This is a genomic window from Mycobacterium sp. GA-1841 (assembly GCF_001954135.1).
GTDB lineage: Bacteria > Actinomycetota > Actinomycetes > Mycobacteriales > Mycobacteriaceae > Mycobacterium.
In genome coordinates, this window is sequence record NZ_MBEQ01000009.1 from 80522 (window position 1) to 91572 (window position 11051).

General features: G+C 66.2%; 12 protein-coding genes, 1 tRNA gene and 2 pseudogenes. 6 read left to right on the forward strand and 9 right to left on the reverse strand.

The window, feature by feature from the left end; all coding sequences use genetic code 11:
- Positions 1–23: 23 nt before the first annotated feature.
- The 6 genes and pseudogenes from mbtN to crcB (A5740_RS01595) form a co-directional block, all read right to left on the reverse strand.
- Complete coding sequence (gene mbtN, locus A5740_RS01570; RefSeq protein WP_076190914.1) at positions 24–1199, reverse strand: mycobactin biosynthesis acyl-ACP dehydrogenase MbtN; 1176 nt, start codon at positions 1197–1199, stop codon at positions 24–26.
- Positions 1196–2761, reverse strand: coding sequence for a long-chain-fatty acid--ACP ligase MbtM (gene mbtM, locus A5740_RS01575; protein ID WP_254849055.1), 1566 nt, complete (start codon positions 2759–2761; stop codon positions 1196–1198). Before mbtM ends, mbtN begins: the two co-directional genes overlap by 4 nt.
- A 5-nt stretch (positions 2762–2766) precedes the next feature.
- Positions 2767–3042 (reverse strand): annotated as a pseudogene (locus A5740_RS01580) (acyl carrier protein); the annotation flags it as partial.
- Between the two features lie 54 nt (positions 3043–3096).
- Complete coding sequence (locus A5740_RS01585; RefSeq protein ID WP_076190917.1) at positions 3097–4167, reverse strand: DUF190 domain-containing protein; 1071 nt, start codon at positions 4165–4167, stop codon at positions 3097–3099.
- Complete coding sequence (gene crcB / locus A5740_RS01590) at positions 4164–4529, reverse strand: fluoride efflux transporter CrcB (protein ID WP_076190919.1); 366 nt, start codon at positions 4527–4529, stop codon at positions 4164–4166. Before crcB (A5740_RS01590) ends, A5740_RS01585 begins: the two co-directional genes overlap by 4 nt.
- Positions 4529–4924 carry a fluoride efflux transporter CrcB gene (gene crcB, locus A5740_RS01595; RefSeq protein ID WP_076191220.1) on the reverse strand — a complete coding sequence of 132 codons (396 nt, stop codon included), beginning with the start codon at positions 4922–4924 and terminating at the stop codon, positions 4529–4531. Before crcB (A5740_RS01595) ends, crcB (A5740_RS01590) begins: the two co-directional genes overlap by 1 nt.
- 69 nt (positions 4925–4993) lie before the next feature.
- Here crcB (A5740_RS01595) and pgm point away from each other — a divergent pair, with 69 nt between their 5' ends.
- The 5 genes from pgm to A5740_RS28910 all read left to right on the forward strand — a co-directional run bounded on the left by pgm (position 4994) and on the right by A5740_RS28910 (position 8589).
- On the forward strand, positions 4994–6640 hold the full coding sequence (gene pgm / locus A5740_RS01600; RefSeq protein ID WP_076190920.1) for a phosphoglucomutase (alpha-D-glucose-1,6-bisphosphate-dependent): 1647 nt from the start codon (positions 4994–4996) through the stop codon (positions 6638–6640).
- A complete protein-coding gene (locus A5740_RS01605; protein WP_076190922.1) occupies positions 6637–7878 on the forward strand; it encodes an MFS transporter in 1242 nt (413 codons plus the stop codon). The genes pgm and A5740_RS01605 overlap by 4 nt, the downstream gene beginning before the upstream one ends.
- A gap of 55 nt (positions 7879–7933) precedes the next feature.
- Positions 7934–8006: transfer RNA gene (locus A5740_RS01610), tRNA-Ala, on the forward strand.
- Positions 8007–8149: 143 nt separating this feature from the next.
- Complete coding sequence (locus A5740_RS01615) at positions 8150–8419, forward strand: type II toxin-antitoxin system ParD family antitoxin (protein WP_076191222.1); 270 nt, start codon at positions 8150–8152, stop codon at positions 8417–8419.
- Positions 8416–8589 carry a type II toxin-antitoxin system RelE/ParE family toxin gene (locus A5740_RS28910; RefSeq protein ID WP_217696673.1) on the forward strand — a complete coding sequence of 58 codons (174 nt, stop codon included), beginning with the start codon at positions 8416–8418 and terminating at the stop codon, positions 8587–8589. Before A5740_RS01615 ends, A5740_RS28910 begins: the two co-directional genes overlap by 4 nt.
- Before the next feature lie 162 nt (positions 8590–8751).
- On the opposite strand, the pseudogene A5740_RS01625 reads toward A5740_RS28910, so the two are convergent.
- Positions 8752–8979, reverse strand: a pseudogene (locus A5740_RS01625) (DUF6319 family protein); the annotation flags it as partial.
- A 380-nt stretch (positions 8980–9359) separates the two neighbouring features.
- The gene (locus tag A5740_RS28670; protein ID WP_076190923.1) at positions 9360–9767 is read right to left on the reverse strand and encodes a hypothetical protein; all 408 of its coding nucleotides are present in this window, start codon (positions 9765–9767) and stop codon (positions 9360–9362) included.
- Positions 9768–10406: 639 nt separating this feature from the next.
- On the opposite strand from A5740_RS28670, the gene A5740_RS28675 reads away from it, so the two are divergent.
- Positions 10407–10616, forward strand: coding sequence for a hypothetical protein (locus tag A5740_RS28675; protein ID WP_175616129.1), 210 nt, complete (start codon positions 10407–10409; stop codon positions 10614–10616).
- A gap of 139 nt (positions 10617–10755) precedes the next feature.
- Here A5740_RS28675 and A5740_RS01645 read toward each other — a convergent pair whose 3' ends face one another.
- Positions 10756–11031, reverse strand: a complete 276-nt coding sequence (locus A5740_RS01645; protein ID WP_076190926.1) for a hypothetical protein — start codon at positions 11029–11031, stop codon at positions 10756–10758.
- Positions 11032–11051 lie beyond the last annotated feature (20 nt).

An 11051-nucleotide genomic window follows, 5' to 3' on the forward strand; every position in this document is an offset into this window, starting at 1 on the left:
CGGATGCCTGGACCGGAACCGGTTCAGGCTCCGGCGAATTCGGCGTAACCGTCGTAGTCGGGCTTCATGGCCGCGGCCACCAACTCCCACAGCACCTCATCGGTTCCGCCGCCGACCCGGGCCAGCTTCATGTCGCGCCACCACTTGCCCAGCGGCGTCTCGTCGACGAGATAGCCGGAACCGCCGAAGATGTGCATGCACTCCGAGGCGACCTCCTCGCCGAGACGTGCGGCGGTCACCTTGAACGCGGCGGCGGCGCGCAGATCGAGCTTGCCCTGGGTGGCGACCCCGGCCAGCGCATAACGCAGCAGGTCCACCCGGGCCTGCAGGTCGGCTATCCGCATCCGCAGCGCCTGATGCTCATACAGGGTGTGGCCGAACTGACGACGCTTCATCATGCGCGCCAACGTGATCCCGAGAATTCGTTGTGACCCGGAGGCCACCTGACCGGAAATCGACATGCGTTCGTGGGCCAGGCCCCAGGAGATCGCCGCCAGTCCGGTGCCCGCCCGGGCCACCAGGTGGTCGGCGGGAACCCAGGTGTCGATGTGCACCGCGGCAGTGTCCAGCGGGCCGTTGCCCACCTTCCGGTACGGCGTCTGCACCTCGACCGCCGACGTCGGGACGGCGATGACGACGACATTGCCGTGCCGGCTCGTCGGGTCATGGTCGACGTTGCGGGCCACCACCATGATGTGGTCGGCGACCGGCGACAGTGAGACGAACTTCTTGATGCCCTTGATCTCGAAACCGTCTCGGGCCGTGCGGACTTCGGTCTCCACGATCTGCAGATCCGAACCGCCGGATTCCTCGGAGGCAGCGATGCACAGCACGGCCTCGCCGCGAACGGCTTGTTCGCAGATCGTGCGGAGGTGATCGGATTTGCCGAACCGGCGCAGGACGGCGATGGCCGAATCGTGCAGGCTGACACCCACGCCGATGCCCGAGGAGCCGGTCCGGCCCAGCGCAAAGGCCAACTCGATCAGCTTGGCCACATCGGGCTGCTGACCGTCGCCCCACTTCTCGGTGAACACCCCGTTACGGCCCAGGTGCTCGATGAGCGCGCGCGGAAAGCGTTCGGTCTCTTCAGCTTCGGCGGTCCACGCCTTGACCTGGTCGTCGAAGACCCGATCCAACAGGTCGCGGTATTCGTCGAGGGTGGTGGTGGCCGGCGCGGGCGTGGGGACTGTGGCGGTCATGACTTCGCTGCCTCCATCTCTCGTTTGACCTCCAGGCGGCGCAGCTTGCCCGAGGAGGTGCGGGGAAGTGAGCCCGGTTTCAGCAGCACCACGTCGGCGGGCACGACGCCGCACTCCGAGGCCACCTGCTGGATCACCTGGCTGCGGGCCCCGGCTTCATCGGCGCCCCGGAATTCCGCCACGATCACCAGCCCGGAACGAACGGCTTTCTCGCCGGCGCCGACGGCCACCACTGCGCCTTCACGAACGCCCTTGACCTGTGCGGCAACCCGTTCGATCTCGGTCGGGAAGATGTTGCGTCCGGCCACGGTGATCAGTTCTTTGCTGCGTCCGCAGACCACCAGTCCGCCATCGACGAAATAACCCAGATCGCCGGTGGCGAACCAGTCGTCGGGGCCAAGGGGTGGTTGGCCGAGGTAACCCGACATCATCGAGGTCCCGCGGATCTCGATCTCGCCGACCTCGCGGCCGAGGATGCCCGCGTTGTCCGCACTCGGTCGTAGGCGCACTTCCATGCCCGCGATGGCGTGGCCGAGCACCGCGAGTTGTTGCTGGTTCGACCCGGCATCCGTGGCCACGGTGATCTCGTCGAGAACGACACCGGCGCCGGGGACGGGAACTGTGACCGCACAGGAGGATTCGGCCATCCCATAGGAGGGGGACAGGGCGCCCGGGTTGAATCCGAAACGCGACAGCTCGGTGCCGAACCGGCTGGTCGCCTCGCAATCGACCGGTTCGCCGCCGTTGAGCGCGAACCGGACGGCGGACAGGTCCAGATCCGTCAGCCGCTTGGAGTACTTACCGATCAGACCGTAGGCCATGTTCGGCGCGGCGGTCAGCGTCGAACGGCTCTCGGTGAGCCACCGGACCCAGCTGAAGGGAGAGGCCACGAACGCCGTCGTCGGTGCCTGCCATACCTCGATGCCGGCCACCGCACCGGCGAGCAGGAAGGTCAGTCCCATGTCGTGATACAGCGGCAGCCACGAACACCCGATATCGCCGGCCGACAAGCTGATCCGGTCGGACAGTCCGCGCAGGTTCGCCAGGACCGCTGACGGCGACAATTGGGCGGTGCGTGGTGTCCCGGTGGAGCCGGCGGTGCCCTGCAGGACGGCGAATTCGCCGGAACCGAGCGACAGCGTGGTGGAGCGCTGGGGATGAGCAACGACGACATCGTCGTGCAGGGCCAGGGAGGTTTCGCCCTTCTCCAGCAGTCTGAGGTGGTCACCGTGGCTGAACACGGTGCCCACCCCGATGCCGGCGAACCGGTTCAGCGTGGACTGGGCCCACTGGTGGGCATCGGCACCGCGGATCGGACCGGGCAGCACCGACAGGGCGGCACCGGACAGCAGCGCCCCGATGATGGTGGCGATCCCCTCGATCGTGGGCTCACCCACCACGCCGACAGCTGTGGAGCCGTCGTGACCGATCTGCTCGGCGACGTTTTCGGCGCGGGCGTACACCTGCCCCCACGGGTGACGGCTCCAGGTCCGTGCCTCGGGGTCGAACACCACGAGGTCTTTGTCCGTGGCGGGCAGCGCCTCGGCGAGCGCCTCGGCCAGCACGCTCACTGGTTGCTCTGCGCGGCAGGCACTTTCGCCAGGATGGCCGCTTCCAGATCACCGACGGTGTCGCAGCTCAAGAGGTCTTCTTCGGACAGGGCGATCCCCAGCTTGTCCTCGATCGCCACCATGCCGACCGCAAATGCCACCGAATCCAGTCCAGCGTCGTCGACGAGACGGGATTCCCTGGTCACCCGGCGGACATCGACGTTCATGTCGTCGCGAAGGATCTCGGTGAGGGCGGCGCTGACCGCTTCGGGGGTTGTCGACTGCATGGACTGGGACGGTACACCCCGCGCAAAAGATAGGCTAGCCTTACCAAGGTCGCTGTGAGGTCAGTAACTAAAACTGGCCAAATCGGTGCCACCCAGGCGGTGGCCCGCGTCGACGACGGTGGCCGAGGGCACCATCTCGGCGGTGACCACGCCGTGTCGGCCGGTGAGCTCGTCGACAATGTCGAAGGCCGCGGCGATCCGTCGCGGCGTATCGACGACGATCGTCGTCACCGGCACATGCCGCCCCAGCTGTAACACCTTGTCGCCATGGGGCTTTCCGGCACCGCTGTAACCCCAGACGCCGCGCAGCACGGTCGCACCGCCCGCTGCGCCGGCCTGCAGCAATGTGCGCACGAGGGCGCGGTGGATCGGGACGCCGTCGTGTTGTGCGGTCTCGTCGGTGTGCACCATCAACTTCTGCCACAGTGGGCGGCCCTCGGAGTCGGTGTCTGGCAACGCGGCCGGCCGACCCAGCAGCTCGCCGGCCCGCTTGCACAGCTGCGCCCGCTCCACGGTGAGCAGCGGATTGTGCAGTACTTCGGTGAGCTCACCGAGTGCGGCGTTCACCTGAGTGCCGGTTCCCAGCCCGATGACCATCAGCGGTACCTCGCTGTTGCGACTGAAGAACGCGGCGCGTCGTCGTTGTCCGTGGGTGGTGCCGTCCACTCCGAGGAACACCGTGGCGCCGGCGAACCCGTGCCGGTGCAGCAGGTCGCACACCGCGCGGTGGGCCGGCCAGCGGCCGATCCGGTGGTGACGGCCGACGTACACGGTGAGTTTGCAGATGTCGGCGACTGTGGGCGGCGACGACTGGCGGCGGATCAACTGGGCGCGTTCCAGAGTGATCAGGCCACGCGGGATGAGTGCCACGGTCTGCTCGGCCAGCGCGGCAATTGTGGGGGCCGTGTCGACCGCTGCAATCGCGATCGGTGGGTTTTCCGAGGCGGTCAGCGTCTGGTCGGTGCGAAGGTGATGGTGCGGGCCGAAGCCGGCGATGCCGCGCAGCATCACGCTTAGGGCGACGTCGTTGCTGCCGTAGAGGTCCAGGAGCGCATCGGCGACAAACCGCTGCTCGTGGCGCAGCCGCTCGGCGAAGTAGGCGGTCAGCTTGAGGTAGTCGGTGGCGGTCACAGTCGGCTCCCCAACGACATGCCCACCCAAGCCGCGAGTAGACCGAGCGCCACGCTGACGACGACATTGGCCACCGCGGGCCATGCCCGTCGTTCCTCACCGAGGCGCTGAGTTTCCAGCATCCAGGTGGAAAAGGTGGTGTAGGAGCCGACGAATGCGGTTCCGGCCAGCAGGGCGGCGTGCGGGTTGAGCGCCAGGCCGCCGAGGAAGCCGAGCAGCAGGGCGCCGCTCAGGTTGACTGCCAAGGTGCCGAACGGGAATCCACGGGTGTGACGCGCGGATACCGCGCGGTCGAGCAGAAACCGACAGACCGCGCCGACGCCGCCGAGGACCGCCACCCCGGCCCACACCGTGGTCGTCATCAGCGCACCGCCGCGCGGCGTACGAGCGCCGTCGCGACCGCCACGGCCAGCAGGCCGGCGGCGACGCTGGCCGCGGTGTAGCCGGCCGCCAACGCCCAGTGGCCGTGTTCGAGCATCGTGATCGTCTCGACCTGCATCGTGGAGAAGGTGGTCAGCCCGCCGCACAACCCGGTGCCCAACAGCGGGCGGCGGTAGCTGGACACCGGCAATCGCTCCAGCAGACGGGTGGTGAAGTAGCCGAGCAGGAACGCGCCGAGGATGTTGACGATGAAGGTGGGCCAGGGCCAATGGCCGGGATCATGCGCCACGAGCACCGCCAGGCCGGCGCGCGCCAGCGTGCCCAGTGCACCGCCGACGAACACCGCGGCCAGTTCTCGGGGGTCATGGCCAAACATGAAGTAAAAGTATGGCGTCCGGTGCGCGTGCGGCGGCAGCGACATCGGTTCGGGAGCAGAATCGGTGGCATGGCTGCCCATCCCCGTGCCGGACAACCGGCTCAACCCGAGGACCTCATCGACGTCGCGGCGGTGGTGACCGCGTACTACACCACCCAACCCGACCCCGAGAACGTCGCGCAGCAGGTGGTGTTCGGTACGTCCGGGCATCGCGGCTCGAGCCTGGACGCGGCGTTCAACGAGGCGCACATTCTGGCCACCACGCAGGCCATCGTCGAGTACCGGGCCGCCCAGGGCACCACGGGACCGCTGTTCATCGGCCGTGACACGCACGCGCTCTCGGAGCCGGCGTGGGAATCGGCGCTGGAGGTGCTCGCCGCCAACGACGTGGTGGTGATGATCGATGCCGCCGACCGCTTCACCCCCACACCGGCGGTCAGCCACGCCATCCTCACCTACAACCGCGGCCGCCGGGACGGCCTGGCTGACGGCATCGTCGTCACGCCCTCACACAACCCGCCGCGCGACGGCGGGTTCAAGTACAACCCACCCAACGGCGGCCCGGCCGACACCGACGCCACCGGGGCCATCGCCAAACGTGCCAACGAACTGCTGAAAGGCAAGCTCGATGGGGTTCGGCAGATCCCCTTGGTGCAGGCGATGAGCCGCGTCGAACGGCACGACTACCTCAACGCGTACGTCGAGGACCTGCCGAACGTCGTCGACCTGCACGCCATCAGCGCCGAGCGCATCCGCATCGGCGCCGACCCGTTGGGCGGGGCCAGCGTCGACTACTGGGGGGCGATCGCCGAGCGCTACAACCTCGACCTCACCGTGGTGCCCCCCTACGTCGACCCGACCTGGTCGTTCATGACGTTGGACACCGACGGCAAGATCCGGATGGACTGCAGCTCACCCAACGCGATGGCTGGGCTGGTTCGAAAAGTCACCGACAACCCCGACACCTACCAGATCGCGACCGGCAACGACGCCGACTCCGACCGGCACGGCATCGTCACCCCCGACGGCGGGCTGATGAACCCCAACCACTATCTGGCCGTGGCCATCGACTACCTGTACACCCATCGGCCGAACTGGCCGGGCAGCACGGCGGTCGGCAAGACCGCGGTGAGCAGTTCGATCATCGACCGGGTGGTGGCCGGGCTGGACCGCGCGCTGGTGGAGGTGCCGGTCGGCTTCAAATGGTTTGTCGACGGGCTGATCAGCGGCGGCATCGGATTCGGGGGTGAAGAGAGCGCCGGCGCCTCGTTCCTGCGCACCGACGGGTCGACGTGGACCACCGACAAGGACGGCATCATCCTGGCGCTACTGGCCTCCGAGATCCTGGCGGTCACCGGCAAGACGCCGTCGCAGCGCTACGGTGAGCTGGCCGAGCGCTACGGTGCGCCGACCTATGCGCGCATCGACGCGCCCGCCGACCGCGAGCAGAAAGCGCGGCTGGCCAAGCTGTCACCAGAGCAGGTCAGTGCCACCGAACTGGCCGGTGAACCGATCACCGCCAAGCTGACCGCGGCACCCGGCAACGGCGCAGCACTCGGCGGGCTGAAGGTGACGACCGAGAACGCCTGGTTCGCCGCCCGGCCGTCGGGCACCGAGGACGTCTACAAGATCTACGCCGAGTCTTTCCTCGGACACGAGCATCTGGCGGAGGTGCAGGAGGCCGCCAAGAAGGTGGTCAATACAGTCATCGGGTGACCGTCAAGACCACGCAGAGCCTGCCGCGCGAGGTCTGGCTGTTGGTTTGCGCGAACGTGGTGGTCGCGCTCGGCTACGGCGTCGTGGCGCCCGTACTGCCGAACTATGCCCGGCATTTCGGGGTCAGTATCGCCGCAGCCACCTTCGTGATCACCGCGTTTGCCGCGATGCGCCTGGTGGGTGCGCCCCCGGCCGGGTTCTTGGTGCAACGGCTGGGGGAGCGACGGGTCTACATCAGTGGACTACTGATCGTCGCGTTGTCCACCGGAGCGTGCGCGTTCGCCCAGACCTACGCGCAGTTGCTGCTGTTCCGTTCCCTCGGCGGGCTTGGTTCAGCGATGTTCACGGTGTCCTCGCTGGGCCTGATGATCCGGATCTCGCCGCCGGATGCCCGCGGCCGGGTTGCCGGGCTGTTCGCCTCCGGGTTCCTGGTCGGCTCGGTCGGTGGCCCGGTGCTGGGCAGCCTGACGGCAGGGTTCGGACTCTCCGCGCCGTTCTTGATCTACGGCGCGGCGCTGCTGGTGGCCGCCGCGGTGGTGTTCCTCAGCCTGCGCCATTCCGAGTTGGCCGTCCCCTCGGTTGAGGACGTCCCCACGGTCTCGATGCGAAAAGTGCTGCGCCACCCCGCTTATCGCGCGGCGCTGTTCTCCAACTTCGCTTCCGGCTGGTCCTCGGTGGGACTGCGCATCGCGTTGGTGCCGCTGTTCGTGGTGGATGCGCTCGGCCGCAGCGCGGGTACCGCGGGCCTGGCGCTGGCCACCTTCGCGATCGGCAACGTCTCGGCCGTGGTGCCCAGTGGCTACCTGTCCGATCGGGTCGGACGCCGAATGCTGGTGATCGTGGGGCTGACGGCGTCGGCGGCGGCGACAGTAGCGGTCGGATTCAGTAGCTCGCTGCCGCTGTTCTTGGTGTGTGCCTACGTGACCGGCGCAGCCACCGGCATGTTCGTCTCACCGCAGCAGGCCGCGGTGGCCGACGTCGTCGGTAACAAGGCGCGCGGCGGAACCGCGGTGGCGACCTTCCAGATGATGTCCGACCTGGGTGCGATCGTCGGTTCGTTCGCGGTCGGCCAGATCGCCCTGCACCTCAGTTTCGCGGTGGCGTTTGTCAGCACCGGCGCGATCCTGCTCCTCGCGGCGGTCGGCTGGCTCTTCGCCCCGGAGACCCGGCCGACGGCTTCACACGAGCACACGCCGGCCCGCCCGTTGGGGCCGGACTCGGCGGATGAGCTGCCTTGACCAGCGATTTTGAGACAGGGGTAGCGGTGGTGTAACTTCGTGGGGCACGACAAACGGGGCTATGGCGCAGTTGGTAGCGCACCACACTGGCAGTGTGGGGGTCAGGGGTTCGAATCCCCTTAGCTCCACGTTTGAAAAACCCGCTCTGACTTCGGTCGGGGCGGGTTTTTTGGGTTGGCAACCCCTTCATCGGCCTTCGCGGCTCCCATTTTGCCGGGTTGCCGCGCCAGCGTGAGAGTAGGATTCAGTCCTACTACTCGCGGAGGTGGTCATGCGGACAACGCGGCAACTCAGTATCACGCTCCCGAACGATATGGCGGATGCGTTGCGCCAGCGCGTGAACTCCGGGGAGTACGCCAGCGAAAGTGAAGTCATACGCGAAGGATTGCGCGCGTTGTTCGCGCGTGACCATGCAGTGGAAGCCTGGCTTCGTGATGAGGTCGCGGCGGCGTATGACGCGGTAGCCGCTGATGAGTCACGCGTTGTCAGTGCCGACAGGGTGTGCGCACGATTGGCCGCCGAGCAGGCCGGAGGCGTGTGACTCTCACTGTTGTCTTCACGCCAGAGGCGGAAGAACAACTGGTTGAGCTATATCGGTACATCGCCAGTGCTGGATCGGCGGACGTCGCGGTGCGTTATAGCCAGGACATCGTGGCGTTCTGCGAAGAACTGGCGGCGTTTCGCATCGGGGCCGAGCGCGCGACGACGTAAGGCCAGGACTACGCACAATTGGCTTCAGGCGACGCATCGTCATTGCCTTCGCTGTGTTGGGCGAGAAGCTGATAGTCGTCGGCGTCTTCTACGGCGGGCGCGACCACGAGGCGATCATGAGTGGGCCGAAGCCCCATTCCAGGTAGCAAATTCGCCAAGGCCTCACTCCAAGTCGGAGAGAAACGTTCGCGCAGTTTCGAGTTCGTCTTCGACAGCGGCAACTTTGGTGGCCTGCTGTGAGCCGGCCTCCTCGATCACCTCGTCGACGGGCGTGGAGAGATCCTCGTGCAGCTCCTTGGCCGCGCGCGAGACGACAGCAGCAGCGACCACGACGTTGCGCGCAAGGTAGGTGGTGCCCTGCTTGAGTGCGGAGTGCCATTCACCGTCGGCGATATCGAAACCGCTTGTGCACCGGATTTTTCGGGCTCGAAGTCGGCGACGCCACGCATCGCAGACCGACGAGCGGTACGCTGTCGACGTACCCGCAAGGCTGCTGCAAAAGCTGGACCTGTCAGGGGGATTCGTGTTCACCAACACTGATGGGGGCCGGTGCGTTATCAGTGGTTCTGGCGTGACGTGTGGGGAAATTCGCTGTCGCGCAAGCCGAATTGGCGCGGAAGCCCACCGCGCACGATCTGCACCACACCTATGCCTAGTGGCAGTTGGTTGACGGGAGGCACGCCGATCACGATCGTGTCGCGGCAGCTCGGGCACGAGTCCATTCAGCTCACCGTCGACTTCTACACGGATGTAAGCCGAACCAGCTCCCGTCAGCTTTCGCCCGGCTTGGCGTACCGCAATTCGTCGGGAAGTTGCGCGAAATATTCGGGCGTGTACTCGTCGTACGACAGAACCAGGGTTGATGTTGGCGTGTGGATATCAACGTATTGATGGCCGGGGTGGTCAGCGGGTGTCGCTAGGTCATCAAGAATTTCAACCGCAGTTGCCCGATCTAGGAGCCACCCGATGCGGCCTTCAACCTGTTCTATATCGGCTGCACCGGACTGAATCCGGAACTCGTGGATGACTCCGTCGTGTTCTAGCCGCGACCATCCATGCTGCACCGCATCGTTCAACGTGGCATGGATGACCGCCGCACCTGCGGTATCCATTGCCAGCATGACAACGTCGTCACCCAGCATGAATTCAGGAAGAAACTGGACATGAATAAAGCTCATCAGTCTCTCCTTCCCTACGTTGTTGTGGTTGGGTACAGCGATTTTCGTACATCGGAATGTGCATCAGAAATCGTCGTCAAGTTCTCCGCCCAATACTGGGAGCTCATTGTCGCTGTCGGGCGGTGGTACGAGCTGCGGGCCAAATATGCCGGGTGCACCGCCGATCATGGGTCCGCGCGGCATTCGCGGAACCTCGGCGGGAGCTTTCGGTGCTGGCGCTTCGGCGGGAGCCTTGGGGGATGCTTCAACGGGCACCTTAGGAGCCGACGGCTCGACGGGCGTTGCTTTGGGCGCCACGTTGGGCGTGTGTGCCGGAAGGTTGTTGATTTCGACGTTGACCCTACGTGCCCGTGGATTGTCGTGTGGGTTGTAGTCCCAGTGCGGGTTGTGGAACTTGTCGCCCGGGAAGTACCGCCACTCGCCACCCTTCGCGTCCCAAAGGCTCTTGCCATTGACTTTCTGCTCGCTTGGTCGGCTCGCCGGCCCAACGTTCAACGGGCCTTCAACCGGGGGTCTGAGGCCTGGTGGTGGCAGCCCGCGTTCCGATGGGCCCTGTATGGGCGGAGGAGGTGGTGCAGGCGGAGGGATTTCCGGGTTCCGCTTCCACGGTTCCCATCCGGCGGCATGAATGGTTGTGTCGTGACCGTCGCCGACGAACGCGATGCCGTCGAGCTCGATCGCTTTCGCTTCCAGTCGCTGACCGGCGAGCGCATCGGCTGCCACCAGACGTTCAGCGTTCCAGCGGATATCCTTCGACCGACCACCGCGATATCCGAGGTCGCCCGATCCAGGGCGGCGTCCTTACCGTCGCCAGTCCATTCGGTTCCGCCCGGCGCGTTCACGTCTTGACGGGATAGCTCGAACACGCTCTGGAATTTGGCGGCTGTCGAGCGCAGCCATGCCGCGGTATCGGTGAGGTGCTCGGTTTGCCAGTTCTCAATTTGCTTCCGCGTAGGCAACGTGGCAGAACTAAGCGCAGAGGACCGGCTCATACCGTTCTCGTGATGTCATGGGCTGCGCCGTCGTCGGTGAGGATATATACGGCGCTGGCGGTACTCATGGCACTGCCGTTCTGGGCGAGGCGGGCGCTTTGTGCGGCGCGCACGCTGGCCACGGCTGCGCGTATGGCCACAACTCCAACGTGGCTCGGCTGGTCTCCGGAGATCGTGCCCGGTCCGGAGGCGTCCAGTAGTGCGGCGGCTTCTGCACTGTCGGCCGCCGCAGCATTCAGGCCTTGACCGTCAACTGAAAGACGCTGGGTCATTCGTCATCCCTCTCAGGAAT

Excerpts from the sequence above, each read along its gene's own strand:
- pgm (WP_076190920.1), top strand. The coding sequence starts at position 4,994 with ATGGCTGCCCATCCCCGTGCCGGACAACCGGCTCAACCCGAGGACCTC.
- crcB (WP_076191220.1), bottom strand. The coding sequence starts at position 4,924 with ATGTTTGGCCATGACCCCCGAGAACTGGCCGCGGTGTTCGTCGGCGGT.
- mbtN (WP_076190914.1), bottom strand. The coding sequence starts at position 1,199 with ATGACCGCCACAGTCCCCACGCCCGCGCCGGCCACCACCACCCTCGAC.
- A5740_RS01645 (WP_076190926.1), bottom strand. The coding sequence starts at position 11,031 with ATGACCCAGCGTCTTTCAGTTGACGGTCAAGGCCTGAATGCTGCGGCG.
- crcB (WP_076190919.1), bottom strand. The coding sequence starts at position 4,529 with ATGACGACCACGGTGTGGGCCGGGGTGGCGGTCCTCGGCGGCGTCGGC.
- A5740_RS01615 (WP_076191222.1), top strand. The coding sequence starts at position 8,150 with ATGCGGACAACGCGGCAACTCAGTATCACGCTCCCGAACGATATGGCG.
- A5740_RS28670 (WP_076190923.1), bottom strand. The coding sequence starts at position 9,767 with ATGAGCTTTATTCATGTCCAGTTTCTTCCTGAATTCATGCTGGGTGAC.